Origin of the sequence: Ruegeria sp. Ofav3-42, assembly GCF_022347725.1 — a bacterium.
GTDB lineage: Bacteria > Pseudomonadota > Alphaproteobacteria > Rhodobacterales > Rhodobacteraceae > Ruegeria.
The window spans coordinates 117,171-143,326 of record NZ_JAKRGB010000011.1 but is presented as its reverse complement, the minus strand read 5'-3'; the positions used below and the strand labels follow the sequence as shown (position 1 = coordinate 143,326).

29 protein-coding genes are annotated in these 26,156 nt (G+C 56.6%); 16 read left to right on the top strand and 13 right to left on the bottom strand.

The genetic code is table 11. The features are described from left to right. Nucleotides 1–121: 121 nt before the first annotated feature. The gene (locus MHN28_RS16705) at nt 122–316 is read left to right on the top strand and encodes a hypothetical protein (protein ID WP_239343709.1); all 195 of its coding nucleotides are present in this window, start codon (nt 122–124) and stop codon (nt 314–316) included. Between the two features lie 4 nt (nt 317–320). On the opposite strand, the gene dddP is transcribed toward MHN28_RS16705, so the two are convergent. Continuing rightward, nucleotides 321–1,664: a dimethylsulfonioproprionate lyase DddP gene (gene dddP / locus MHN28_RS16700; RefSeq protein WP_239343708.1), complete on the bottom strand. Its 1,344-nt coding sequence runs from the start codon at nt 1,662–1,664 to the stop codon at nt 321–323. A 123-nt stretch (nt 1,665–1,787) separates the two neighbouring features. On the opposite strand from dddP, the gene MHN28_RS16695 reads away from it, so the two are divergent. Continuing rightward, the gene (locus MHN28_RS16695; RefSeq protein ID WP_239343707.1) at nt 1,788–2,531 is read left to right on the top strand and encodes a DUF3445 domain-containing protein; all 744 of its coding nucleotides are present in this window, start codon (nt 1,788–1,790) and stop codon (nt 2,529–2,531) included. Between the two features lie 36 nt (nt 2,532–2,567). Here MHN28_RS16695 and MHN28_RS16690 read toward each other — a convergent pair whose 3' ends face one another. From MHN28_RS16690 to MHN28_RS16670, 5 genes are all read right to left on the bottom strand, one after another. Continuing rightward, complete coding sequence (locus MHN28_RS16690; protein WP_239343706.1) at nt 2,568–3,482, bottom strand: hypothetical protein; 915 nt, start codon at nt 3,480–3,482, stop codon at nt 2,568–2,570. A gap of 199 nt (nt 3,483–3,681) precedes the next feature. Beyond that, on the bottom strand, nt 3,682–4,476 hold the full coding sequence (locus tag MHN28_RS16685; RefSeq protein ID WP_239343705.1) for a lytic transglycosylase domain-containing protein: 795 nt from the start codon (nt 4,474–4,476) through the stop codon (nt 3,682–3,684). A gap of 45 nt (nt 4,477–4,521) precedes the next feature. Continuing rightward, nucleotides 4,522–4,800, bottom strand: a complete 279-nt coding sequence (locus tag MHN28_RS16680; RefSeq protein WP_239343704.1) for a hypothetical protein — start codon at nt 4,798–4,800, stop codon at nt 4,522–4,524. A gap of 150 nt (nt 4,801–4,950) precedes the next feature. Then, nucleotides 4,951–6,357, bottom strand: a complete 1,407-nt coding sequence (gene glnA / locus MHN28_RS16675) for a type I glutamate--ammonia ligase (protein ID WP_239343703.1) — start codon at nt 6,355–6,357, stop codon at nt 4,951–4,953. A gap of 33 nt (nt 6,358–6,390) precedes the next feature. Further along, on the bottom strand, nt 6,391–6,729 hold the full coding sequence (locus MHN28_RS16670) for a P-II family nitrogen regulator (protein ID WP_058274017.1): 339 nt from the start codon (nt 6,727–6,729) through the stop codon (nt 6,391–6,393). A 169-nt stretch (nt 6,730–6,898) separates the two neighbouring features. Here MHN28_RS16670 and MHN28_RS16665 point away from each other — a divergent pair, with 169 nt between their 5' ends. The 3 genes from MHN28_RS16665 (at nt 6,899) to tig (ending at nt 11,394) form a co-directional block, all read left to right on the top strand. Beyond that, nucleotides 6,899–8,452: an NAD(P)H-hydrate dehydratase gene (locus tag MHN28_RS16665; RefSeq protein ID WP_239343702.1), complete on the top strand. Its 1,554-nt coding sequence runs from the start codon at nt 6,899–6,901 to the stop codon at nt 8,450–8,452. Between the two features lie 302 nt (nt 8,453–8,754). Beyond that, nucleotides 8,755–9,879: a porin gene (locus tag MHN28_RS16660; RefSeq protein ID WP_239343701.1), complete on the top strand. Its 1,125-nt coding sequence runs from the start codon at nt 8,755–8,757 to the stop codon at nt 9,877–9,879. Nucleotides 9,880–10,062: 183 nt separating this feature from the next. After that, nucleotides 10,063–11,394, top strand: a complete 1,332-nt coding sequence (gene tig / locus MHN28_RS16655) for a trigger factor (RefSeq protein WP_239343700.1) — start codon at nt 10,063–10,065, stop codon at nt 11,392–11,394. Between the two features lie 93 nt (nt 11,395–11,487). Here the strand turns inward: tig and MHN28_RS16650 are convergent, their stop codons facing one another. The 6 genes from MHN28_RS16650 to rpsF form a co-directional block, all read right to left on the bottom strand. Then, the gene (locus MHN28_RS16650; protein WP_239343699.1) at nt 11,488–12,339 is read right to left on the bottom strand and encodes an acyl-homoserine-lactone synthase; all 852 of its coding nucleotides are present in this window, start codon (nt 12,337–12,339) and stop codon (nt 11,488–11,490) included. Nucleotides 12,340–12,435: 96 nt separating this feature from the next. Next, nucleotides 12,436–13,137 carry a LuxR family transcriptional regulator gene (locus MHN28_RS16645; protein ID WP_239343698.1) on the bottom strand — a complete coding sequence of 234 codons (702 nt, stop codon included), beginning with the start codon at nt 13,135–13,137 and terminating at the stop codon, nt 12,436–12,438. Nucleotides 13,138–13,351: 214 nt separating this feature from the next. Further along, entirely contained in the window at nt 13,352–13,828 is a 477-nt protein-coding gene (locus tag MHN28_RS16640; RefSeq protein ID WP_370645737.1) for a transglycosylase SLT domain-containing protein, read from the bottom strand. Between the two features lie 151 nt (nt 13,829–13,979). After that, nucleotides 13,980–14,600 (bottom strand): 50S ribosomal protein L9, encoded by a 621-nt coding sequence (gene rplI / locus MHN28_RS16635; protein ID WP_239343697.1) that lies wholly within the window; start codon nt 14,598–14,600, stop codon nt 13,980–13,982. A gap of 12 nt (nt 14,601–14,612) precedes the next feature. Further along, entirely contained in the window at nt 14,613–14,840 is a 228-nt protein-coding gene (gene rpsR, locus MHN28_RS16630; protein ID WP_005982441.1) for a 30S ribosomal protein S18, read from the bottom strand. Between the two features lie 27 nt (nt 14,841–14,867). Further along, nucleotides 14,868–15,221: a 30S ribosomal protein S6 gene (gene rpsF / locus MHN28_RS16625; RefSeq protein ID WP_170564617.1), complete on the bottom strand. Its 354-nt coding sequence runs from the start codon at nt 15,219–15,221 to the stop codon at nt 14,868–14,870. Between the two features lie 284 nt (nt 15,222–15,505). On the opposite strand from rpsF, the gene MHN28_RS16620 reads away from it, so the two are divergent. The 3 genes from MHN28_RS16620 to MHN28_RS16610 all read left to right on the top strand — a co-directional run bounded on the left by MHN28_RS16620 (nt 15,506) and on the right by MHN28_RS16610 (nt 17,622). After that, nucleotides 15,506–16,024 (top strand): hypothetical protein, encoded by a 519-nt coding sequence (locus MHN28_RS16620; RefSeq protein ID WP_239343696.1) that lies wholly within the window; start codon nt 15,506–15,508, stop codon nt 16,022–16,024. Nucleotides 16,025–16,150: 126 nt separating this feature from the next. Next, complete coding sequence (locus MHN28_RS16615; protein ID WP_239343695.1) at nt 16,151–16,741, top strand: YceI family protein; 591 nt, start codon at nt 16,151–16,153, stop codon at nt 16,739–16,741. Nucleotides 16,742–17,037: 296 nt separating this feature from the next. Beyond that, complete coding sequence (locus tag MHN28_RS16610; RefSeq protein ID WP_239343694.1) at nt 17,038–17,622, top strand: YceI family protein; 585 nt, start codon at nt 17,038–17,040, stop codon at nt 17,620–17,622. 72 nt (nt 17,623–17,694) lie between these two features. Here the strand turns inward: MHN28_RS16610 and MHN28_RS16605 are convergent, their stop codons facing one another. Then, nucleotides 17,695–18,921, bottom strand: coding sequence for a cytochrome b/b6 domain-containing protein (locus MHN28_RS16605; protein ID WP_239343693.1), 1,227 nt, complete (start codon nt 18,919–18,921; stop codon nt 17,695–17,697). A gap of 159 nt (nt 18,922–19,080) precedes the next feature. Between MHN28_RS16605 and fabD the strand changes: the two genes are divergently transcribed. The 8 genes from fabD (at nt 19,081) to MHN28_RS16565 (ending at nt 25,985) form a co-directional block, all read left to right on the top strand. Continuing rightward, nucleotides 19,081–20,019, top strand: a complete 939-nt coding sequence (fabD, locus tag MHN28_RS16600; RefSeq protein WP_239343692.1) for an ACP S-malonyltransferase — start codon at nt 19,081–19,083, stop codon at nt 20,017–20,019. A gap of 42 nt (nt 20,020–20,061) precedes the next feature. Further along, on the top strand, nt 20,062–20,799 hold the full coding sequence (gene fabG / locus MHN28_RS16595) for a 3-oxoacyl-[acyl-carrier-protein] reductase (RefSeq protein WP_239343691.1): 738 nt from the start codon (nt 20,062–20,064) through the stop codon (nt 20,797–20,799). A 209-nt stretch (nt 20,800–21,008) separates the two neighbouring features. Beyond that, nucleotides 21,009–21,242, top strand: a complete 234-nt coding sequence (locus MHN28_RS16590; RefSeq protein ID WP_005982462.1) for an acyl carrier protein — start codon at nt 21,009–21,011, stop codon at nt 21,240–21,242. 140 nt (nt 21,243–21,382) lie between these two features. Continuing rightward, the gene (locus MHN28_RS16585) at nt 21,383–21,922 is read left to right on the top strand and encodes a GNAT family N-acetyltransferase (RefSeq protein WP_239343690.1); all 540 of its coding nucleotides are present in this window, start codon (nt 21,383–21,385) and stop codon (nt 21,920–21,922) included. 122 nt (nt 21,923–22,044) lie between these two features. Beyond that, nucleotides 22,045–22,788 carry a HisA/HisF-related TIM barrel protein gene (locus MHN28_RS16580; RefSeq protein ID WP_239343689.1) on the top strand — a complete coding sequence of 248 codons (744 nt, stop codon included), beginning with the start codon at nt 22,045–22,047 and terminating at the stop codon, nt 22,786–22,788. Nucleotides 22,789–22,981: 193 nt separating this feature from the next. Then, a complete protein-coding gene (gene fabF, locus MHN28_RS16575) occupies nt 22,982–24,247 on the top strand; it encodes a beta-ketoacyl-ACP synthase II (RefSeq protein ID WP_239343688.1) in 1,266 nt (421 codons plus the stop codon). Then, nucleotides 24,248–25,408, top strand: coding sequence for an endolytic transglycosylase MltG (mltG, locus tag MHN28_RS16570; protein WP_239343687.1), 1,161 nt, complete (start codon nt 24,248–24,250; stop codon nt 25,406–25,408). 244 nt (nt 25,409–25,652) lie between these two features. Continuing rightward, complete coding sequence (locus tag MHN28_RS16565) at nt 25,653–25,985, top strand: hypothetical protein (protein ID WP_239343686.1); 333 nt, start codon at nt 25,653–25,655, stop codon at nt 25,983–25,985. Nucleotides 25,986–26,156: the final 171 nt, after the last annotated feature.

Genomic DNA, 26,156 nt, shown 5'->3' with positions numbered 1-26,156 from the left:
AGCCCTCGAGAATTTTTATTTATCACGATACGTGATACTTAAGGTAAAAAATATTCGTTTTAATAATTTATTTAACGCCCCCATGTTGCGGTCACAGAACTTTTCAGCTCAGGAGGCTCAAATGGCACATAGCGTATCTGAATCCAGTGGCGTGATATTGCGCCCGGATATTGTGATAGTGATCGCACTGACCGGTGTGATCGGTTTTTCACTCGGTCAGAATTGGCCGCTGGTTTCTTCGGGCACAATGGAAACTGCCGCACCCGTCACAGAAGACTGGCACGGCAATGTCAGGCGGTCTTACTGGTCGAACTGAGGCCTTAGCTCAGACCCATCAGCTGAGGATCAAAGGGATAGGTGGTCAGGTTCTCATACCCGTCTTCGGTGATCAGAACCTGATCCTCCAGCTTGATCGAGAAATCGCCACCGACCTCGCCAACAGCTGCTTCAACGCACAACACCATGCCGGGCTCGAGCGGATAGTCGTACGAGCCCGCCACCGCCTTATCCGGGTAAGCGACCAGCGGCCATTCATCACACAAGCCGACGCCATGCATCAGACAGCCGTATTTCTGCGCCTGAAACTTGTCGTCCAGCTTATGCGCATTGGCGGTCAGTTCCGGGATCATCACACCGGGTTTCAGCATCTCCATATTGGTCATGATGTGCTCATGCGCGTGCTGCATGGCATAAACCATGTCGGGACGGGGTTTTTCGTCCCCGATCCACCATGTGCGCGAGATGTCGATGCAGATGCCGTACGAGCCGATTAAGTCAGTATCAAAAGCGATAATCTCGTTCTTTTGGGTGATCCGCGGGCCGCATTCCTGAAACCACGGATTGGTGCGCTGACCCGAGGCCAGCAGACGGGTTTCGATCCACTCGCCACCGCGCCGGATGTTTTCGGCATGTAGGACCGCCCAGATGTCATCTTCCGAGGTTTTGCCATTGCCTACATTGGCGCGCGCGAATTTCTCCATCTCGGCCACGGCCGTTTCGCAGGCGTTGTTGGCACAGCGCATGGCAAGGATTTCGTCCGGGCCCTTGATGGCGCGGGTTTTTTCGGTGACTTCCTCACCTTCCATGATTTCGAAACCTTGCGCCTCAAGCGCGCGCAGGCCGTGTAGCATGATCTTGTCCACGGCCAGGCGCTTGTTGCCGCCGCCATGCTCGTCGATCAGAACGCGCACCTCATTCGAAAACACGTCTGCGGCCACATCCACCTTGTCGCCCCGGTCGAAATAGAACAGATCCGCACCGGATCGTTGCTCACGCACAAGCGGGTTGAACGTCGAAAGGAAGGGAGAGTTCTTGTAGTCCCAGATCACCATATACCCATCGGCGCACAACAGAACGGCCCGGAAGGGGTTATGGGTGTTCCACAACTGCATATTGGTGCTGTCGGTGGCATAGCGGATGTTGAGCGGGTCGAACATCAACAGCCCACCATAGCCTCGATCGACGATGGCTTGGGTCAAACGCTTCCACCGGTGTTCCCGCATCCGGGTCAGGTCGGGCAGAACAAGGCCGGCCTGTTCCCATTCCGAGAATGCAAGCTGCGTCGGGCCGATTTCGATCCGGTCATTCTCGTTCGGGGTGCCATCACCAAGGGTCGCACCTTTGGTCGGGTCGATCTTGCGGTTGTCGCGATAGTGCTGATTCATGGTGGGTCTCCCTGCCTATTTTTCGAACGTGAAGAATCAATCGTCCAGCGTCTTGAAAATTTGCGACGGCGCGTTCGTCGCTTTTTGACCGACAAGCGAAAATTCCGATGGTAGGTCAGAACCATGACGACCATTCTTCAAACTTCTATCCCATACAATCCGCTGGACCAACGTCCCTTGCCGGGTATTCAGCCAGCCAGCATGGATGACTGGTTGCACTGCGATGACGCGTTCGCGGCCCAAATGAAAAGACGAGCAACGCTGTTGGCGGAACGGCGCTCGGATGTGCTTGCGCTGGACCCGGCCGCGATGCCTGCCGCACAGGAATTGCTGGAGCTGGTTGTGCAATATACCCATCCGGGAAGCACGGACCATGTGATCCGGCCCGACGGGCAGGGGGTGCAGGTTGATCGGGATCGTCCATTGGACACGCTATGCCAGTTGGTGCAGGAAGATTTCTGCATTCTGCAAAAGCAAGGGGATGAACACGTTCTGACCGGAGCTATCCTGTGCTTTCCCGCCAGTTGGCGGTTGTCCGAGAAATTCATGCGTCCCCTCGTCGGCATTCATGTTCCTGTGGACAGCTATGACGAAAACGTCGCCCGTCGCGTTCAGCGATTGTTCGACGGGATACAGCCGGGGCGCCCGCTGTGGCGGTTCAACGCGCTGTGGTATGAGGACGCCGAGCTTCATCAACCCCGCAGCGCAGGCGAGCCCCGTGACATAACGGATCCGGGATCAGCAAGTTTCCTGCGAAGTGAACGGCAGACACTTTTGCGCCTGCCGGAAACGCGGGCCGTCATCTTCTCGATCCATACATATGTGCTTGCGGCGCATCAGGTGGCCAAAATGGAAAACCCCGCCTAATGGCGGGGCCTCCAAGGAGGGTCACTTGATGCTGGACTACATGCCCAACGCGCTGGCTACGCCCGCGAATGCACCGCTTGTGCTGAGAGCGGAGATCGCAACGGAATAGGCCAGCACCTGAGTATTAAGGCGAAAGTCTTCGCCCTTGATCAGGTTTACAGCGGCCAATGAGGCCGCAATCGGGACCGACACGCTTGCCACGGCACCCGTCAATCCCCAACTGGTCAGTCGCAGGATATCGCTGGGTTTTTCGTGGTCGAGGGGGGGCGTGTCGTCCCGATCGGTAGGCTGCTCGATAGGTTCTTCTGTCCGAAAAGCGATGCTGAGCAACTGCTCATCGGACAGCTGGATCGGCCGGGCTGCTGGTTTCAGCGCCGATTTTTCTGGCTCATCCAGGTCTTCTGCGTCAGGAATGTTCAGCCCTGCAAACGGGCCTGTTACTGCCTCGAATATCTGCTTTCTGTTCCGCGTTTTTCCGGGGGTCAGGGAGTCAAACGCGCTCATGAATTGTTCGAGCGTCAGAACGGTATTGGGGGATAGCCATTCAATCCTCTGCGTCGCGCAGATGTCGACCATCCTGTAAAGGATCACCACCAGCATCAGCTCGGAAACTTCGCTGTCGTCCAGCAGCGGCGAAACCGGGGAAACCGAGATTGTCAGCCGGTTTTGCGGCTTGCTCACAATCGGTCTGGGAATTGTTTTCAGACCTGCTGCGCGGTCCAGACGCCCGAACCGGTCTTCAGTCTCGGCCGCCTGAGTGTCCAGAGTCAGGCGCACCAGGTACTGGCTGGAAACAATACTGGCTTCGGTGGCGCTCAGAAGGGCCCTGCGTTCGACCAGGTGACCATAGTCCTGAAGCGTCGTCGCAACGATTTTTCCAAACCGCTCAATCGCGCCTTCGGCCTTACCGTTGAATTGCAGACCACCGTGATAGCTGTGCTTCGGAGTCACTGCGCTGTCCTTTGTCGCATCCTGTCGTTGGAAACAATCTAGCAAGCGATCTGGGGCAGATTTGGGCGAAAATGGAAAAAAATGAAAAATCGCGTGGATTGATTACGCTATGGAAACCTAGGCATTTTAAGGGCCGTTTCATTTCTGTGGCGATAATGTGGCTGAAATTTGGTGCATTGGTCCGAATTCCCGACCACATTCAGCCGTCGATTCGGGCGGCCATGATCGCAATGGACTGCTGGTATACCGAAGCGGCGTTCCACTGTTGAATGACCGCAAAATTTGGCTGGCCCTGCTGATAGCCGCGCCCCGGTCTCCATCCTTTCTTACGTAGAAAATTGGCGGTTGAGGCCAGTGCATCCGTCATATTGTAGAAATCAACGCGACCATCGCCGGTGGCATCGACACCGTATGTCATGGCATTGCCGGGCAGGAATTGAGTGTGCCCAAGTTCACCATGTTTCGCGCCCTTTGTGGCCGTCGTAATGCTGCCTTGATCGACCAGTTTCAGTGCCCCGATGGCGTGAGGGATGAAGAACTCGGACCGGCGACAATCGTAGGCCAGTGTTGTGATCGCGGAAACAACCTGACTGTCACCCATGAAATTGCCAAAGCCTGTTTCCATGCCGTGTATGGCGATCAAGACGCCGGCGGGCACGCCATATTGGCGCTCAAGTGCCGCGTAGAATTGCGGGTTTCGCGCTTTGCGTTTGCGGCCCTGTGCTACGATGGTGTCCGCGCCGCGCACGCGCATGAACTTTTCCAGGGAGTACTTAAAGCTCTTTTGATTACGATCCGCCGCGATTGTGCGCGTGGCATATTGCGACTGCGCCAGTGCTTGCAGACCCTTCTTTTTCACGCCGGCGCGTTTGGCCTGTCTGGCAAAGTCACTTTTCCACGCCTCAAATCCACTGCCAGTATTGCCGCAGGGGGCGGCTGCCGCCAGCGCGGGCATGGATACTGTGAAAGCAATCAAAATGGCGAGGCGCCGCATGGTTTTCATTCCCTCAATCGGTTCAATCTAAGCAGTTGCGATCATTTACAGCGCACGCTGCAGGTCTTCGGAGGTCAAGACGGGTTGGATTTCTATGTTGGCATTCAGCGCCGCAAACAGCGGTTCGTTGATCGCGGGCATGCGGGCCTGATCGGTTTCCTCAAATATGACGATCCCCATCCGTTTGCCGTGCTCCAGCGCGAAATATGCGGCCTCTGCGTTCACTTCTTTTACCAGAGCGTCAATCGCTGCTCCAAGTGTGCCGTCCCGCTCGGCCTGATTACCTTTCTCAACAGGTATCGTGAACTTCAACATCAGGCGCATCGTTTCCTCCCAAAGTGATTAAGCCAATACTTCAGAGCAGGCTCTGACGATACCAACTGTCAGTCAAGACGCTTGTGATGCGGATGTCCGGAATGACAAAAGGGCGCCTAACAGGCGCCCTTTTGTTTAGTCGTTCCGCTAACCCTTGGTTTAGCAGCTGTAGTACATGCCGTATTCAACCGGATGCGGAGTGTGCTCGTAGGTTTCCACCTCTTCCATCTTCAGTGCGATGTAGCCGTCGATCTGGTCTTTGGTGAACACGTCGCCCTGCAGCAGGAAGTCGTGATCGGATGCCAGAGCTTCCAGAGCTTCACGCAGGCTGCCGCAGACGGTCGGGATGTCGGCCAGTTCTTCGGCGGGCAAGTCGTACAGGTTCTTGTCCATGGCTTCGCCCGGATCGATCTTGTTCTTGATGCCGTCCAGACCGGCCATCAACAAGGCGGCAAACGCCAGGTACGGGTTTGCGGCCGGATCGGGGAAACGGGCCTCGACGCGCTTGGCTTTCGGGCTTTCGGTCCAAGGAATACGAACACAACCCGAGCGGTTACGTGCCGAATAGGCGCGCAGAACAGGTGCTTCAAAGCCTGGAATCAGGCGCTTGTAGCTGTTGGTCGACGGGTTGGTGAAGGCGTTCAGAGTCTTGGCGTGCTTCAGAACACCGCCGATGAACCACAGGGCCTCGTCTGACAGGTCGGCGTATTTGTCGCCCGCGAACAGCGGCTTGCCGTCTTTCCAGATCGACATGTTCACGTGCATACCGGTGCCGTTGTCACCTGCGATCGGCTTCGGCATGAAAGTGGCCGATTTGCCGTAAGCGTGTGCAACGTTGTGGATGACGTACTTGTACTTCTGCAGCTCGTCCGCCTGCTTGGTCAGGCTGTCAAAGATCAGGCCCAGCTCGTGCTGGCACGACGCAACCTCGTGGTGGTGCTTGTCGACCTTCATGCCCAGACGCTTCATGGTCGACAGCATTTCCGAACGCAGGTCCTGCGCTTCGTCGATCGGGTTCACCGGGAAGTAACCGCCCTTGACACCCGGACGGTGGCCCATGTTGCCCATCTCGTACTCGGTGTCGGTGTTCCACGACGCGTCAGTTGCATCAACTTCGTACGATACCTTGTTGATACTGTTTGAGAAACGAACATCGTCAAACAGGAAGAATTCGGCTTCGGGGCCCATATAGGCAACATCGCCGATACCCGATGCTTTCAGGTAGGCCTCGGCCTTCTGGGCAGTGCCACGCGGGTCACGCTCGTAGGCTTCGCCGGTGTCGGGCTCGACAACCGAGCAGTGCACGCAGATGGTTTTTTCCGCGTAGAACGGATCGACATAAGCGCTTTCGGTGTCGACCATCAGCTTCATGTCCGATGCTTCGATCGACTTCCAGCCCGCGATGGACGAACCGTCGAACATGAAGCCTTCTTCCAGAAAGTCTTCGTCAACCTGATCTGCCATCAGCGTCACGTGCTGAAGTTTGCCGCGCGGGTCGGTAAAGCGAACGTCGACGTATTCGGCGTCCTCGTCCTTGATCAGCTGAAGAACTGCGTCCTTGCTCATAGCTTATTATTCCTCTGCTTTGAGATTGTTCTGTTACAGGGCTTCCGGGCCGGTTTCGCCGGTCCGGATGCGAATGGCTTGTTCTACGGGCGAGACAAAAATTTTGCCGTCGCCGATTTTGTCGGTTTTGGCTGCCGCAACGATGGCGTCGATGGCCGCATCGACCTGATCGTCGTCCAGCACAACCTCGACCTTCACCTTGGGCAGGAAATCAACGACGTATTCCGCGCCGCGATACAGTTCGGTGTGGCCTTTCTGACGGCCAAAACCCTTAACCTCGATCACGCTGAGACCCTGGACGCCGACGTCCTGCAGCGCTTCTTTAACTTCATCGAGTTTGAACGGCTTGATGATCGCTTCGATCTTCTTCATCCCGGGCTCCTTTTAACTCTTGTCACTGAGGCACTGACCACGTCTAAAATCGGTCGGCAATGTGATTGCGAAAATGGTCCGGGTTGGGCGCTGATAAATCAGGCGGCAGGTCATTTTTTGATCGACTTGCACAAAAAGTAATCGAAATTGAATCGTCAGGGGATTTGAGATGGCAGAATTACTGACAGCGGCGCAAATGCGGGCGGTAGAACAGGCCGCCATCGAGTCCGGTCAGGTCACCGGCCTGGAGCTGATGGAGCGCGCCGGTCGAGGGGTCGTCGAGGCCGTTTTCGAGGAGTGGCCCGAACTGTCAAAAACGTCCGGAACGGCCGTGGTTTTGTGCGGCCCCGGCAACAATGGCGGTGACGGGTTTGTCGTCGCGCGGTTGCTGAAGGAGTGGGGTTGGGAGGTTGAGGTATACTTGTATGGCGACCCGAAAAAACTGCCGCCTGACGCGCGAACGAACTATGAGCGATGGAAGGGGAAATACGAAGTCAATGTTCTTAAGATCAATCCACCTCCGTTGGTCGATGACTACCTTAAGTTTCCGCCAAAATTTGACCTTCTTATTGATGGGTTGTTCGGAACTGGGCTGACGCGTCCTTTCCAAGGGATATTCACACTCTTGGCGTCTGAAGATGCAAGGTGCCTGATGCGGCAACACGGCGCGCGTGTCGTGGCAATCGATGTTCCCAGCGGCTTATGCGCCGATAGCGGCCGAGTTCTTGGGAATGTGATAACGGCTGATCTAACGGTTACGTTTCATGGCCAAAAGGTCGGTCATTTGATTGGCGTTGGCCCCGAAACCTGCGGACTGGTTCGAACCAAGCCAATCGGGCTTCAACGTCAAACATCAAAAGAAGTGGTTCAGCTTGTTTCCGATAGAGTTGTTCCGTGGACCAAGGCCACGATGGATCACAAGTACTCTCACGGACACGCGCTGATCTTGTCGGGGGGCTCGGGCAAGACCGGAGCAGCGCGTTTGGCTGCCCGGGGCGCTTTGCGCATCGGGGCAGGGTTGGTGACGCTCGGCGTTCCTCCGGCGGCCCAGCTGGAAGCTGCGACGGAAGTCACAGCCATCATGTTGCGGCGGCTTGAGGATGGTGACGTACTGACGGAAACCCTTAAGGATGAGCGTTTGAATGCCCTATGTCTTGGCCCCGGTTTAGGGTTGGACAGAGCGCGTGATCTGGTGCCGGTTGCTCTGGCCGTTGGTCGGTCAACCGTGCTGGATGCGGACGCGCTGACGGCTTTTGCAGACGATCCATCGGTGCTGTTTGACATGCTGCACGAGAATTGCGTTTTGACACCCCATGGGGGTGAGTTCGCAAGACTATTTCCGGATATCTCTGAAAAGCTGAAAGCTGTTCTGATCAAGGGCCCGGCCTATTCAAAGGTCGACGCGACCCGTGATGCTGCCAAAAGAGCAGGGTGCGTCGTGCTGTTCAAGGGGCCGAATACGGTGATTGCCGCGCCGGATGGGCGCTGCGCAGTCAACTCGGCCCATTACGAACGTTCCGCACCGTGGCTGGCAACGGCGGGTTCCGGCGATGTTTTGGCGGGGTTCATCACCGGCTTGATGGCGCGGGGCTTTGATCCCATGCCGGCTGCGGAAACTGCGGCTTGGCTACATGTGGAATGCGCGCGCTCTTTCGGTCCGGGTCTGATCGCCGAGGATTTGCCCGAGCAGTTGCCTCAGGTGTTTCAGCAAATGTCCAGTTGACGCATGCGCGGAATCTGGCCGCTTTCCGCGGCTTTCGGCAAGAATTGGCCGCAAGCATCTGCATCATTGCATGTCATTCTTTTGAAAGACGGGTGGCGGAGTGGCAGACTTGACACAGGAGCCCTGAACTTCTTGAGGGTGCGCGAACAACATGTTGATATATTTGCCATTTAGTTTCTGCCGATTTAGAGCCGTAAGGCGGAACCTCAGAGTCAGAAAAGCCGGTTCTACGCGTGATGGATCTGTCACATGAGATTAGCCCACAGGCAGTATCCAGAAAATAAACGTTCATGGTGAAAGAAATGACAGTGAAATTAAGCATCCTTTCAATTGCCGGAGTTCTGGCCGTTACCACGGCAATTCCCGCCGCAGCCGAGTTGAAGTACGACAACAACAGTGGCGGTTATGTGCTGCTGTATGGCCAGTTTGACCCGGTGATCGTGTCGGTCGATGACGGCCAGGAGACCGAGACCCGATTGCTGGACAATGACCTGTCCAACAGCCGCGTGGGCCTGCGCGTGATGCAGCCTTATGGCAGCAACGAGTTCATGTTCCGCTTCGAGACGGGTCTGGGTCTGCCAAGTACCGGGACGGCCAACCAGGACGGCACCAACACCAACGGTTGGACCCGCGAGGACATTCGCCACGTCGATTTCTCGCTCAAGGGTGGATACGGCAAGTTTTCCGCCGGTCAGGGAAGCATGGCGTCGGACGGAGCCGCCGAAACGGATCTGTCTTACGTCGGGACCGCATTGTATTCGTTCACGAACGACGAAAACGGCGCATTCTTCTACCGTGCACCCGATGGAATTCTAAGTGACATCACCGTTGGTGACTCGGCCAGCAACTTTGATGGAGCTCGCCGGGGTAGGGTGCGCTACGATACGCCTGATTTTAACGGTTTCTCTGCCGCGATCGCTTACGGCCAGAACATCCTGTCCAGCAGCGATGATGACGATTACTACGACATCGCGGTCCGGTACCGGAACACCTTTACAAACGGCGTCGAGTTTGCCGCGAGTATCGCCTACGCGGTGCGCGATTTCGACGGCCAACCCGGTGAGCGCAAGGATACTATCGGGTCGGCCTCGGTCTTGTTGCCAAGCGGCTTTAGCTTCACCGCGGCTCTGGGGACGCGGGACGATACCTCGGCCGGGGCAAGCGATCCGGACTACTGGTACACCAAGCTTGCCTACGAAGGCGATTGGGTGTCGTGGGGTAAAACCGGTGTTGGTATCGACTATTTCGACGGTTCGGATTTCGAAAATCAGGGGTCCAGCACCAAGTCCTGGGGTATCGCAGTTGTTCAGCGGATCGATGCGATCAACACGGATGCCTACCTGAAATACCGTAACCACGATTTCGACGATACGGTCGACTTTGACAAGAACGAAGCCTGGGTGCTGGGTGCGCTCTGGAAGTTCTGACGACCTTCCCCGTGAACTGGACGCGCCCCGACTTGGTTCGGGGCGTTTTTTTGTTCAAATCGGCGGCAAAACAAGGCTGACTTGGGCATTGCCCCTTGCACGCGGGCGGCAGGGCAAATAGAAGGCGTCAAATTTGCCCGGCGCGCCGTTTTGCGCGCCCCGAATCCTATGGGGACTACCATAATGCAGGTTACCGAGACGCTGAACGAAGGTCTGAAACGCGGTTACAACATCGTCGTATCCGCGGCTGAGCTGGACGACAAAGTGAACGAGAAACTGGTCGAAGCGCAGCCGGAAATCGAGATGAAGGGTTTCCGCAAAGGCAAAGTGCCGATGGCGCTGCTGAAAAAGCAGTTCGGCCAGCGCCTGTTGGGCGAAGCGATGCAGGAAAGCATCGACGGCGCAATGAACCAGCACTTTGAAGACAGTGGCGAGCGCCCTGCGCTGCAGCCCGAGGTCAAAATGACCAATGAGGACTGGAAAGAGGGCGACGATGTAGAAGTCGCAATGTCCTATGAGGCGCTGCCCGAGATCCCAGAAGTTGACTTGAAATCGGTTGAACTGGAAAAGCTGGTTGTCAAAGCAGACGACGCGGCCATCGAAGAAGCGCTGAACAATCTGGCCGAAACCGCTCAGGACTTCAAAGCGCGCCGCAAGGGTTCGAAAGCCAAGGATGGCGATCAGGTTGTGATCGACTTCGTTGGTAAAGTGGACGGCGAAGAGTTCGAAGGCGGTTCCGCCGAAGACTATCCGTTGGTTCTGGGCTCGAACAGCTTCATCCCCGGCTTCGAAGAGCAGCTGGTTGGCGTGAAAGCCGAAGAGGTAAAAGACGTCGAGGTGAAGTTCCCCGAGGAATACGGCGCCGAGCATCTGGCCGGTAAAGACGCTGTCTTCACCTGCACCGTCAAAGAAGTCAAAGAGCCTGTTGCTGCCGAGGTCAATGACGAGCTGGCCACCAAGTTCGGTGCGGAAGACCTGGAAGCGCTGAAGGGTCAGATCGCTGAGCGTCTGGAAGCGGAATATGCCGGTGCGTCGCGCGCTGTCATGAAGCGTGGCCTGCTGGATGCGCTGGACGAGAAAGTGTCGTTCGACCTGCCGCCGTCGCTGGTTGAAGCCGAAGCCAAGCAGATCGCACACCAGCTGTGGCACGAGGAAAACCCGGAAGTGGAAGGCCACGACCACGCCGAGATCGAGCCCACCGACGAGCACAACAAGCTGGCCGAACGCCGCGTGCGTCTGGGCCTGCTGCTGGCTGAGCTGGGTCAGAAGGCCGAGGTCGAAGTGACCGACTCTGAGATGACACAAGCGATCATGAACCAGGCGCGTCAGTACCCGGGTCAGGAACGTCAGTTCTTTGAGTTCGTTCAGCAGAACGCGCAGATGCAGCAGCAGCTACGTGCGCCGATCTTCGAAGACAAGGTCGTCGACTACGTATTCGAACTGGCGCAGGTTGCGGACAAAGAAGTCAGCAAGGACGACCTGCAGAAAGCCGTAGAGGCACTGGAAGAGGAGTAATCCTCTTCCGCCCATCCCCATGGGCAAAAAAAACGGAGCCGTCTGAAATTAGACGGCTCCGTGTGGGTGGCTTCAACTTATGAGGTGAGGGGGTCAGGCCTCATGAGCAAAAGCACGGGGGGTGCGTAGCAGAGCGGTCTTCTGCTCTGGCGTAAAACGGTCCGAAAGCGCTTCGATCAGTTTCAACACTGAATCTACTTCGGCCTTCGATGTTGCCGAATTCATCTGTTCGACAAAGTATTTTTCCAGCTGCGTTAGCGGCTGATGGTCGTAATTCGCGGCACTTGGATTTGCCTTCGCGCCTTCGAAGCGCTCCAGAGCCTGTTCGTCGGTCAGAAAGACATCATGCTCAATGCCAGCATAATCCCGAATTCCCGAAATTCTCTCATCCGAGCAGTCCATAAGAGCGGCCATCGCGACCACCTTGCCCATCGGCTTGGCGGATCCAAGATAGTCATACGGCGCGTTGCCTGACCGTTGCAGAACACGGTTCATCACCGGATCGATCACGGCGATCGAGTCCAAAACGCCCGCTGTTTTGGCGTATTCGAACGAACCGATCATAACCTCGCTGGTGACATAGGATACCGAGTTTTCTCCGCGTCCGCGGCCAAGCTTTTTGGTGTCGACGCAGAACCGGGTCGCTTCCCAGACCTGAGCACTTCGGATCGGCGGTTCATCGTCCAGTATTGAATGGAAGACGTCGGACAGCATGTGCGGTCCAGTCGTTTGCAGCAGTCTCATGCACCCAACAACGTCCCCCTCGTCGTTGATGCTGACTACGTGTGCAGGATGCAGATCGTCAAAATGGTCGCGCTCGCGCCCATCAACGATGTTGACTTCCCAGCCAAGACGGTCTCCAAAAACGCGTGCGCGCAGTTTGAACATCTCGTCCAAGACGTCATTAAACTTATGTTGGTTGATACCATCAATTACGATGATCATTTCCATCCCCCTACAGTCTGGTTACCGTAGAGAATAAGTTAACTAAGTTTTGAGCTGAGACTATTGGGGGTTTCCCGTATTTTTTGTTTTTTTTGATTATCCTGGGGCAATTAAGCCCAGTCCGATGGCCCGTCCGATAGCCTGAGGCGTGGTCAGGGCACCGAGTTTTTCCCGCCCGGACCGCATGTGAACTTCGACAGTTCGGTGAGAAATCGACAGGATGTCGCCAATATCTTGCTGAGATTTGCCGTCAGCGACCCATTGCAGGATCTCTTTTTCCCGTGTCGAAAGGGCCGGAAGATACAGCGCCTTGGCCAGCAGGCCAGACTGCATCACAGTATCATGCGCCTGAACTGCCGCCATCTGCAGGTCCCCCATGACATGTTTTTTGAGCTTTTCCCACTCTGAATCCGTGCAATCGCGTGTCACATTCAGCAGGCCACACTCTCCGTAGGGGCCGCGTACAGGTACGGTCAAACCCCTCGGAGTTATGCCAAAATCATGCGCGTCCCGGAAAACCGAGTGGAATTTTTCGTCGTGGTTGAAGCGCCCCCAATCAACCGGAGCGATGCTGAGAACAGATTGGTAGAGGGTCGGGTCGAAATGGTGAAAGCCTTGACTTCCATAGTGAATTTTCCATTCGTCCGGGTAGTTTGCATAGCCTTGGACGTCACCTTTCACGGGATTGAAGGTGGCATAAGACGCATAGTCAAAGCCGAGTTCCTCGCAGACAGCGTTGATAATGTCGGCTGCCGACTTCTCCTCGTGGTCGATAGCGGCCAAGTCTATGAGTTTCACCTGTCCAACCCTTACGGCGGCAAATCTTTCCCCAAAGAAGTGCCAAATCTGTCCATTTCATTGCATACGTTGCGTCAACTTTATCATCTGACGCAAGCTAATTGTGCAAAACGCTTAGGCATATTGCGTGGTTATGGCAACATAGTACCCGAGCGAATGCCTAAGTCATTATTAGGTTCTCTCCGCTTTTTTCAAGTCAGAGGTTAACCTAGCGTCACTCCGATCTTAGTCCAGTTTCAACCAGCATGCCGCGGGCTTTTGCTTCGGGGTAATAGCCCTTGGCATACAGAAAGATCGCGCGTTGCTGGTCGCCATCCGACAAGAGCCACGCGCCGCGAAGGTATTTTCCGGCGAATTCCAGATTGGTGTCCGCGTCCAGCAAGCCCTTTGCGTTCCCCTTATATCCCATGGAACGCGCGGTTGCCGGAAGGATCTGCAACAGGCCGTAATAAGGGCGGTTCACCGCCCAAGGCCGATGCGTGCTTTCGCGGATGGCCAGTTTGTGGACCAACTCACGCGGCAACTCGTAGTGGTCGGCCCACTTGTTGATTGATGCGCGCAGCTCCGGCGTCTCATTGGGGTACAGAGGGGGATTGAATGTATCGCCGGTGGAAATGTCCGGGCCACCACACGCAGCAAGAGGTGCGGCAAGCAACATGACCATAAAGCCGCGGCGCAAGAGATGTTTCATCAGGGAACTCCGAGTATCAGGCCGCGATGATAGGAAATGACGATCTGGCTGCAAGCATACGTTAACAATCTGGCTGAATTTTGCCGTTCTGCACGTGCATGAAAAAAGGCCGCACGAAACGCGCGGCCTTTTCCTGATTCCAGCAAGCGGATCAGGCTTTGGCTTCGTCTTCTTCTGCCGGGGCTTCTTCGGCAACCAGATCTTCGTCGTCGGAAGCTGCGGAACCGATATCGTCAAACAGTTCGGCGATTTCGAATTCAGCGGCAGCTTCTTCTTCAGCAGCCAGTTCCTGGATCGATTTGCCCGAAGCCTGCAGTTCGGCTTCTTCTTCCGAACGGGCAACGTTCATTTTGATCTCGACTTCGACCTCGGGGTGCAGTTTGACCGCCAGCGAGTGCAGACCCAGTTCCTTGATCGGTGCGATCAGGGCGATCTGTTTCTTGTCGACGGTGAAACCAGCTTCGGTCGCGGCGTCTGCGGCGTCACGCGGGGTGACCGAGCCGTACAGAGCGCCAGCATCCGATGCCGAACGGATTACGACGAACTGCTGACCGTCCAGCTTTTCAGCCAGTGCTTCAGCTTCTTTCTTCGTTTCCAGGTTGCGCGCCTCAAGCTGCGCTTTCTGGGCTTCGAATGACGCAATGTTGGCGCTCGATGCGCTCAGCGCTTTGCCCTGGGGCAGCAGGAAGTTGCGGGCGTAGCCGGGCTTGACGTCAACGACGTCGCCCATCTGACCCAGTTTCGCAACGCGTTCCAGAAGGATAACTTGCATGTCAGTCTCTCCTTACTTCACGGCATAGGGCAGCAGGGCGAGGAAACGGGCGCGCTTGATAGCACGGGCCAGTTCACGCTGCTTTTTCGCCGAAACGGCAGTGATGCGCGAAGGAACGATCTTGCCACGCTCAGAGATATAGCGCTGCAGCAGACGGGTGTCTTTGTAGTCGATCTTCGGCGCGTTGTCGCCCGAGAACGGGCAAACCTTGCGGCGGCGGAAAAATGGTTTTGCGGCCATGGTAAATGTCCTTTCGTCAGGCGTTGATCAGCGGCGCTCGCGGCGGCCTTCGCGCTCGTCGCGCTTCTGCATCTGGACCGAGGGGCCCTCGTTGTGCTCGTCTACCTTGATGGTCAGAACGCGCATAACGTCGTCATGCAGGCGCATCAGACGCTCCATTTCCTGAACGGCGCCAGCGGGGGCGTCGGTTTTCAGGAAGGCATAGTGGCCTTTGCGGTTTTTGTTGATCTTGTAGGCCATCGTCTTGACGCCCCAGTACTCGCTTTCGACGACGTTGCCGCCGTTGTCAGCCAGAACGGTGCCGAAATGTTCGACGAGGCTTTCTGCCTGCGCGTTGGACAGGTCCTGACGCGCGATCATTACATGCTCATACAGTGGCATGTGCACTCCTGTTTATATCAAGGCGCATTTCAAAGGCGGGGCTGTCCGGTCCTTCGCGACCCTGCCACGAGAGGCTGCGCGATTCATAACTCTTGCGAAGGATGGCCCCATATACACGATTACGCGCAGGGAGCAAGGGCCGACACATATGCCTTGGTGAAGTCGTGCTATTTCCACTGCGCCGCCCAATTCCTGACGCTTTTCGGCTCAAAGTTGTTTTGCATACCGGGGACTAGCCGGACAGACAGAACCAAAGACGGCAACCTGAAACAGGGTACAGTGAAATGACCGCGATGAACACGAACACCTTCGACAAGTCCGCGACCACCGGGACCTATGAACAATCAGTGCCAGTTCTTATAGCATTCGCGCCAAACTGGCCGGCCAGGATTATTCTTGCGCGTGTCGCAGGCGCGTTTCTGATCGTAGTTGCATTCTCGATGTGGCTGATGTCCGGTGCGGTGATGGCAACCGAGGTCTGGCCGATCAAGCTGGCCGCGTCGCTCATGTTCCTTCTTGTTGGCGTCAGCCTGCTGACCATTCAGGTTCTGGATCCGCGCCCTGACGCCTATTTCGATCCGATCCGGCGCGAGGTTCGGGTACTGCAAAAGAATGAAAACGGACGCCCTCAGACGGTGTTGCGTCGCAGCTATGACACCCTGGGCGGTGCTCGGTTTGCGGATGACCAGGTCGAACTGTACGACGTCGATGGCAGCCTGCTGATGAAACTGCCGCTGGAATCGGCGGATGTCAGCCGAGCGTTGAAGGGGCAACTCAGCGGAAGTGTAACAATCTTTGCCTGATTTCCATTCTGTTCATTTAAGAACAGAAAATGTGAGAGATTAAGTCTTGTGTGCCGCCCTTGGGCGGCACATTTTCGTTACCGAGCATTCCAATTGGAATGCATTTACAAAATTGCGGAGATTGTCATGAAAACTAAAGTTCTTGCTACTACGCTATTCGCAGCTGCGGCCATGGCTTCAACGGTGTCAGCAGAAACTTGGAAGGTAGATCCGGGTCACACTGAAGTTCGGGTTTATTACTCCCATGCCGGTTTTTCACGGCAATCCATCGAGTTTGGTGCCGTTGAAGGTGAACTGGAATTTTCGGAAGGTGCAGTTGCTGACGCGAAAGCCAATTTCAGCATTCCGGTAAGCAGCGTTGTAACAGGGAACGATCAGTTCAATTCGGACATAGTGGGCGAGGCACTGTTCAATGAGGCGAACTTCCCTATTGTTCAGTTCGCCTCCACTTCGGTAGAGCAGACAGGCGACAATACGCTTAATGTCGTTGGTGATCTGACAATCAAGGATATTTCGAAACCGGCAACTTTCGAAGTTACGGTCAATGGATACGGCGATCATCCGGTTGGGCAGTTTCTCGATTACTACAAGGGGCAGTGGCTGGGGATCACAGCGACCACAATGATCAAAGCCTCGGATTGGGAGATGGGCGCATTCTTTCCTCCCAATGGCGATGAGCTTGAAATTGTTATAAACGCGGAACTAAAGGCTCAGTAATCGAGTCCGGTTCTCGCCTCTGTGTGCGGCATGTTTCACGGAGTACTAAACGAGTTCGTTTAACGTTGAGGGCAGTTGTCTTTTTGTGTTGCCTCAATCTTCGGCGGATTCCTGTTGCGCGTTAGTGCCTAATTGAGTCAAAGCGCAACAATATTGCCAAGTTACGCTTCTGTTCAAAAAAGAACAGAGATTGTGTCTCAAGTGGACTTGTGTGCTGCAGGCACACGGCACATTTACTTATGAGCAAACCAAACGGGTTGCTCATAAGCACACTCAAACACAATGCGGAGATTGTCATGAAATCCACTCTTCTTGCTGCTGCTCTTGCCGTGTCGGCGACGTCGGCATTTGCCAGCGCCGAGAAATACGTTTTGGACCCCAGCCACAGCCAGGTTGTCTTCACCTACAACCACCTGGGCTATTCGACCACAACCGGCATGTTCTCGGGATTTGAGGGCGAAATCATGTTCGATCAGGAAGATCCCGCCGCATCCAGCGTGACCGTGTCTATGCCTGTGGTCGAAATGATCACTGGTTGGAAGCCGCGCGATGATCACTTCATGACCGAAGATTTCTTCGGTGTGACAGAAGGTGATCTGGTGACTTTCACGTCGACAGCTATCGAGGTGACTGGTGAGAACACCGCCAACATCACTGGCGATCTGACCATGAACGGTGTGACCAAATCCGTCGTTCTGGATGCAAAACTGAACCAGGTTGGCGAGCACCCCATGGCCGGCAAGCCGTGGGCCGGTTTCGATGCGACCACCACTCTGATCCGCAGTGATTTCGATCTGGGCCAGTTCGCCCCATTCGTTAGCGATGAGGTCCAGATTCGGATTTCGATCGAAGCACAGAAGGCTGAAGGCCCGGCAGGCTGAATAAGTCAGGTCTAACCATTAAAATGAAAACGCCGGGGTATTTATCCCCGGCGTTTTTTCGTTTGGTCGTCTTTACTCTGCCTGTGTTGCGGTAAGTGCGACCGTTACTTTGACGCCAAATGCCAGAGAGTCTTCGGTCGATTGTGACTTTCCGATGTCAAAGTCCAGCCGGTTCAGCTCGAGTTCGCCTTGCATTTTGGCTGTGCCGTCCAGCAGGTCCAGTTCAAACGGCAGCACGACGTCCATGGATTTGTCCCGGATGTTCAATGTGCCGCGCGCCTCATAGGCCAGGTCGGTCTTGAAAAGGTCGGCTGTGAATTGCGCGGTGGGGAACTGACTGCTGTCAAAGAAATCGGTTCCCAATGCCTGATCTGTCACAGTGCCAATACTCAGAGAGCCGATTGCGACTGTCACGTCGACGGACCCTGCAGGCCCGGGTTCAACCGGATCGTCAAAGGTGATTGCGGCGGTCCATTCGGAAAATCCGCCATTTACGGGGCTGCCCAACTGAGTGATCGTGATGCCCAGCGTGCCTTCCTGCACCTGCCAGTCGGATTGCACCGCTTCCAGTTCGGTTGACGCGTGATCTGCGGTGGGGTGCGCAGAATAGGCTCCGTCAAACCAACCGATGGCCAGCGCCGCGCCCCAGATCACAATTGCGGCGAATGCAGGGGCGGTGGAGTGCCATTGCTGCGGTGGTTCCGGCAACTCGATGCGACCCGGCAGCATGCGGCGTAGCGTGCTGTCTTTGTCGATCACGTGGTGCTTGAGGGCACCAGCGATGTGCAGCACCAAGGCACCCAGCAAAACCAGCATCAGTACTTTGTGTAAGCCGCCGGTCACTTCGGCCGCTTCGGGGGATTTGGGAACGAAGGGCAGGTTTTGCCCAAACGGCCAGAGGATCGGGGCGAATCCTTCGGTGGCGGCATGGTGAATCCAGCCGGTCAGAGGGACCAGAACCAGCGAACCGTAAAGCAGCCAATGCACGGTTTCTGCTGCAAAGGCTTCGGGTTTGTTTTCGGCGTTCAGCAGACCAGGCTTGGGTTGGCTCAGCGCCCACAGAATGCGCGCAAGGGCAACGATGAAGACCGTAACACCGATTGTCTTGTGCAGCGAGAATAGCTGCGCGGCTTGCTGCAGGTCTTCCGGCGTGGTGGCAATGGCCGGGTCTTCAATGGCATGTGCCAGCCGGTTTGCGAACCAACCTACCGGGAAGGCCGCCAGAATCAACAAGGCGGTCAGCCAGTGAAAGGTTTTGGTAACGCCCCCATAACTTTGGGCGGTGTTGGCAAGGGACATTAAAAAAGCTCCGGTCTGTTTGCTGGTGCCACCCTAATTGCACAGAACGCGGACACAATAGCGTCTAGCGCACAGAATGCGTGTCAGGATGCAAAGCTTGTGCCGCTGGTTCACTCGGTTTACACCCCATCGCAACCTAACGTCATCCAAGAGGTTGCAATGACACGCGCGTTCGTTTTCCCGGGGCAGGGCGCCCAAACCATCGGTATGGGCAAAGCAATGGCCGAGGCCTATCCGGCCGCTCAGGCCATTTTCGATGAGGTCGACGAAGCGTTGGGCGAAAAGCTGAGCAGCCTGATCTGGGATGGTGACATTGCCGAACTGACGCTGACGCAGAACGCGCAGCCTGCCCTGATGGCAACTTCGATGGCCGCGATGCGCGCGTTGGAGGCTGAAGGCGTTTCGATCACGGATGCGGCATTTGTCGCCGGTCACTCGCTGGGTGAGTACTCGGCATTGGCCGCCGCCGGTGCGCTGACCGTTGCTGATACGGCCCGTTTGTTACGTACCCGTGGTCAAGCGATGCAAAGCGCAGTACCCGTTGGAGAGGGCGCGATGGCTGCGATCCTCGGGTTGGATCTTGAGGCCGTGCGCGCGGTTGCAGACGAGGCCGCGCAGGGTGAGGTCTGTCAGGCCGCGAACGACAACGACCCAACGCAGGTTGTTGTTTCGGGCGCAAAAGCCGCTGTGGAACGCGCTGCGGAGATTGCCAAAGAAAAAGGCGCTAAGCGCGCCGTTATGCTGCCCGTTAGTGCTCCGTTCCATTGTGCATTGATGCAGCCTGCCGCGGATGTGATGGCCGAGGCGCTTGCTGCGGTGGAAATCCAAGCTCCGGCGGTGCCGCTGGTGGCGAACGTTCGCGCCGAGGCCGTGAATGACCCCGACCTGATCCGCCAGTTGCTGATCGAGCAGGTCACCGGTTCCGTGCGCTGGCGCGAGAGCGTTCAGTACATGGCCGCGCAGGGCGTCACTGAGACGTGGGAGATTGGCGCGGGCAAGGCGCTGTCGGGCATGATCCGAAAGATCGACCGTTCGATTGCCGGTAAAGCTGTTGGTACGCCAGATGACGTGCAGAATGTGGTTCAGAGCGAATCGTAAGGACAATGTGCGACGCAAGTTGCGCTGTAAAAGGAAGATCGAATGTTTGATTTGACAGGTAAGAATGCGCTGATCACCGGTGCGTCCGGCGGGATTGGTGGTGAGATTGCACGCGCTCTGCATGGCGCTGGTGCCACGGTTGCGCTGTCCGGAACGCGCGTTGAGCCGCTGGAGGCGCTGGCGGCTGAGTTGGGCGACCGGGCTCATGTCCTGCCATGCAACCTGAGCGACGGCGAAGCCGTGGCCGCGCTGCCGAAACAGGCGGCCGAGGCGATGGGATCGGTTGATATTCTGGTCAACAACGCTGGGATCACGCGCGACAACCTGTTCATGCGTATGTCGGACGACGAGTGGCAGAGCGTGATCGACGTGAACATGACCTCGACTGCCCGGCTGTGCAAAGGCGTCTTGCGGGGCATGATGAAGGCGCGTTGGGGCCGGATCATCAATATCTCGTCCGTGGTTGGCGCCACCGGCAACCCCGGTCAGGCGAACTATGCGGCATCCAAGGCGGGTATGGTCGGCATGACCAAATCGCTGGCCTACGAGGTCGCCAGCCGCGGGATCACTGCCAATGCGGTTGCGCCAGGCTTCATCACCACGGCCATGACCGACAAGCTGACCGACGATCAGAAAGCAGGCATTTTGGGGCAGGTTCCGGCAGGGCGCATGGGCGATGCATCAGAAATTGCTGCCGCAGTTTTGTATCTTGCAAGCCCCGAAGCCGGATATGTTACCGGAACCACCTTGCATGTTAACGGCGGTATGGCCATGTTGTGAGCGCGGACAGGGGCAGATGCGAAAGCGTTTGCCTCGCGCGTTGTCTATGCTATAGGCGGCGCATAAATGCTGAGGTCGACCAAACGGTCGGCCTTCTACTTTCCCGGTCATCCGGGACCCAACCGCCCGCACCGGGCAAATCAAAGCCAGCCTGAGCGGGCAAGGGCAGAACCGGGCAATAGGCCCTGAAAACGGAATGAGGAATAGACATGAGCGACGTCGCAGATCGCGTTAAAAAGATCGTTGTTGAGCACCTGGGTGTTGAAGAAGACAAAGTGACCGAAAACGCGTCCTTCATCGACGATCTGGGCGCAGACAGCCTGGACACTGTTGAGCTGGTTATGGCCTTCGAAGAAGAGTTCGGCATCGAGATCCCCGATGACGCAGCCGAGACCATCCAGACGTTTGGCGACGCCGTCAAATTCATCTCGGAAGCCTCCTAAGAGCTTCTAAGTCGTTTAAAGCGGCGCTTCCGGGCAACGGAGGCGCCGTTTTTTATTGCCTGCACGGAATTCGGGCTTGCAAGGTGCGTCAATCGTTCGCAACCATTTACGTGAGGCACAAAATTCCAAGCGGGCAGGGCATGATACGATCCACCCCGATGATAAACACGGCACGCCTGACGTTGTGCGCCATGCGGCCAGAAGATTTCAATCGGTTCGCCGAGATTTGGCGCAACCCATGCATCGTGCGCCATATAGGCGGCATGCCGCGATCTCGTGGAGAGGCGTGGGATTCTTTTCTTCGCAATGCGGGTCACTGGCAGATGGCCGGGTTTGGCCAATGGGCCGTTGTCCAGCAGTCGAATCGGCAAATGATCGGTCAGGCCGGGTTTTTCTACGGCAATCGTTCGATCGGCGAGGATTTCGACAGCTTCCCCGAGGCCGGATGGATTCTGGTGCCCGAAGCCCAAGGACAGGGGCTGGGGTTGGAGGCCGCGCAGGCCGCGCATGACTGGTTTGACAGGATCATGCCGGGTCCGCTTGTCGCGATGGTGAACTCGGCAAATACGGCTTCGCAAAAGCTGGCGGACAAGCTGGGATACATCCCATTGCGGGAATGTGAGTTCAACGGCAGCGAAGTCACGCTGCTTCGCCGCAACGGACCGCCCGCCCGTCACTGACAATTTGAGACTTCGTGATGCCGCAAACTGGCCGTAGTTTGCCGATCTTGGTAAAATCGCGCTGATCTTCCGCGTGTATGGTACTCTGGATTGGCAAAGCGATTGAGCGGAGGAGAATGCTCATGAGGATTTACCCCACAATGGAATTGCAGAACGGCCGGTGCGTCACGCTGGACAAGGGCCGTCTGGACGACGCGATGATCTGGCATGTGAATCCGACGGAAACGGCACGCAGTTGGTCGGCCGCCGGTGCCACTTGGATGCACCTGACGGATTTCGATGCGATCGAAGGCCGCGATACCAACACCGAGTTGGTCGAGGAAATTATCCGTACGTCCGAAATGTCGGTTCAACTGGCCGGTGGTATGCGGACACGGGAACAGGTTGAGTACTGGATCGACAAAGGTGTCGGACGGATCGTGATCGGTACTCTGGCGGCCTGGGATCCCAATTTGGTCAAGGAACTGGCCAAGCTGTACCCGGACCAGATCGTGCTGGCCGTTGACGTTTGGCAGGGCCAGGTGATGACTGAGGGCTGGCGCAGCCAGAGCGCGTTTACACCCGAAGCGTTCATCGAAGCCTTTGAAGGAACACCGTTCGCGGCGATTCTGGTCACTGACATCGACAGCGATATCGAGGACGTCGACGCGCAGCTGGGTCTGATTTCTGGTCTGGCAGCGGCATCCCGGACCCCCGTGATCGCCAGCGGTGTCGTTCGGACCGCAGATGACATCTCGCGTCTGGCCTATGTGCACAATATCTCGGGTGCTCTGGTCGGGCGGGCTTTGTTCCGCAAGACAATCGAATTGTCGGATGCGCTCGAAGTCGCAGCGCATGCCCACGAGCCGGTTGCCGAGTTCCAGTAAAATCAAGACTGATTATCGCGCCCCGTCCCTTTCAAATCCGTGGAAGGGGCGGGGCTTTTCGTTCCGGCACAAAGCCGTCTGCAGAAACTTCCGGCGAAATGGTGCCGGTGCGGAATGTGCCGTTGCTCTTGCCCCCGGACCCCGGGCCGGGGTATGAGCGGTTCTCAAATAGGAAGCAGGCAAGAGGCATTTCATGCGCAGAGTCGTTGTAACCGGTCTGGGATTGGTCACTCCTTTGGCCAGCGGGGTCGAGGAATCTTGGTCGCGGCTGCTGGAGGGAGAATCCGGTGCGGGCCCGATCACGCAGTTTGATGCCGAAGCAAGCGGTGTCACCACGACCTATGCCTGCGAAGTTCCGCGTGGCGATGGGACCAATGGAACATTTAACCCCGACGATTGGTTGCCACCAAAAGAGCAGCGCAAGATCGAAGATTTCATTCTGTATTCCATCGCGGCTGCCGAGATGGCCTGCAAGGATGCGGACTGGCTGCCGGAGGATGAAGAGGACCGCCTGCGTACAGGTGTCCTGATCGGATCTGGCATCGGAGGTCTGGGATCCATTGCGGAAACCGCGAACCTGATCCGGGACAAGGGTCCGCGTCGCGTGTCGCCCTTCTTTATCCCTGGCGCGCTAATCAACCTGGCATCCGGTCAGGTTTCGATCCGTCATGGGTTCAAGGGGCCGAACCACTCGGTCGTGACCGCGTGTTCCACGGGCGCGCACGCCATTGGCGACGCGAGCCGCATCATCCGCGCTGGTGACGCGGACGTCATGGTTGCGGGTGGCGGTGAAGGCTGCATCTGCGAGATCGGCATCGCTGGTTTCAACGCCTGTAAGGCGCTGTCGACCAAATATGCTGACGATCCGAAGAAAGCGAGCCGCCCATATGATGTGGACCGTGACGGATTTGTCATGGGTGAGGGCGCAGGAATCGTTGTTCTGGAAGACTACGAGCATGCCAAAGCGCGCGGCGCGAAGATCTATGCCGAGGTTCTGGGTTACGGCATGTCCGGCGACGCTTACCACATCACCGCTCCGTCCGAAGATGGCGATGGCGCAGAACGTTCGATGAAAGCCGCGCTGCGCAGCGCCGGTCTGGAGCCGAAGGATCTGGATTACATCAACGCGCATGGCACCTCGACCATGGCCGACACGATTGAGCTGGGCGCTGTGGAACGCCTGCTTGGCGATCACGCCAGCAAGGCGACCATGACGTCGACCAAATCGGCCACCGGCCACCTTCTGGGTGCGGCTGGTGCGATTGAGGCGATCTTCTCGATCCTCGCAATCCGCGATCAGGTTGCGCCTCCGACGATCAATCTGGACAACCCTGCGGTTGAAACGCCGATCGATCTTGCGCCGAATGCAAAACGCGAACGTGAGATCAATGTGGCTCTGTCAAATTCGTTCGGCTTTGGCGGCACCAACGCCAGCGTGATCTTCGGAAAGGTCAGCTAAATGTTCCGGGCTCTTGCTTCGAATGCGTTGACCCTGCTGATCGTCGGTCTGTTCCTGATGGGCGGGCTGATCCTGTGGGGCCAGTCGCAATATAAGGCCGAGGGCCCGCTGGAAACCGCGATGTGCCTGCAGGTCAAAAGCGGTTCGAACATGACAAAGGTGAGCCGTGAACTGGAAGATCAGGGCGCAATCAGCAACGCGACGATTTTCCGGATGGGTGCGGACTACACCGACAAAGCCCAGCAACTGAAGGCTGGCAGCTTTCTGGTTCGTGAAGGTGCGTCGATGGAGCAGATCATCGACGAAATCACCAGCAGCGGTGCCAGCACCTGTGGGTCCGAGATCGAGTACCGTATCGGCGTAACCCGCATCCAGACCCGCGTGCGCGAACTGGATCCTGCGACGCTGGAGTTTGTCGAAATCGCCTCGTTTGATGCGACTGACGAGGATATTCCCGCCGAATACACCGAAAAGCGCGGCGACGCCGACACCCGGTATCGCGTATCGGTGGCCGAGGGTGTGACATCCTGGCAGGTGGCTGAAGGGCTTAAAGGAATTGACACGCTGACCGGCGAAATCGGGGAAATCCCAGCCGAGGGCATGTTGGCCCCGGATAGTTATGAACTGGCCCCCGGGGACGACCGAGCCGCAATCTTGCAGGCGATGCAGGACAAACAACAACTGCGCGTCAACGCTGTTTGGGAAAGCCGTCAGGACGATTTGCCCATCAGCAGCCCGGAAGAGATGCTGATCCTTGCGTCAATCATCGAAAAGGAAACCGGCGTCCCGCATGAGCGCGGCCAGGTTGCCAGTGTCTTTGTGAACCGCCTTGAACAGGGTATGAAGCTGCAAACGGACCCGACGGTCATCTACGGCGTCACCAAGGGGCAGGGCACGCTGGGCCGTGGTCTTCGTCGCAGTGAGCTGCGCCGAGCAACGCCCTGGAATACCTACGTGATCGATGGCTTGCCACCGACACCGATTGCAAACCCGGGACTGGCCAGCCTTGAGGCAGCCGTCGCGCCCGAAGACACCAATTTCGTCTTCTTCGTTGCGGATGGAACAGGTGGGCACGCGTTTGCGGAAACCCTGCAAGAACACAATCGTAACGTCGCCAAGTGGCGCGAGATTGAGGCCGAGCGGCAAAGTTCGGGCAATTAAGGTAAGAGCGGAGTCGGAAACTAAGCCTCTTGCCAGAAGAGTTGCTGATCACGTGACAGCGGTTGCGCGATCAGTGGCACCTTAGTGTCAGATTCGGAGCGCAAAACGCCCCGCGAATGCGGCCCTAAAAATCTGGAATGGGAGTCTCAGCCAGCGCCATATCTAGCCCTTTCAATCGATTTGAGGCCGTGTATCGTGGGGGGCACTATGGCCGGGACCTTATAGTGACGGATCGAGAACCCTGATGGCGATACCAAGAAAAGGAACTCGTACGATAACAGTTGAGGGCGAAGATTTTCGCTGGTTGGTAAGGAGAAAGGCGACCTTTTCCCAAACGGACTATGGATCCGGAAAAATTCACATTGCGATTGAAAATGCCACGGTAAAAGGCGCTAAACTTCACATTGAAACAGACCGCCCGCACCCTAAAGACTGGGGTACGCTTAAGGTTGAACCCGTCACACCCGCCGATATCACCCGTTGGATTTCAATGGCAGTTCAGATGGGATGGGACCCTAAAACTGCTGGGCCAATGCTAAGAATTACGAAGGAAGACCTTACGGGTTCTCATACTTAGTTGTTTGAAACATATTCACGACACCTGTTTTTTGCTCAAAGTGGATAAATTGACGGGGCGCAAAGGTCCGCTTTAAATCCGCACAACCGACGCTTGAAGCCAAAACACCCTCGCAGATTTCTGCGAGGGTGTTTTCCTTGTAAGAGCCCGTTGCACCTTGGGTTGTTTTTG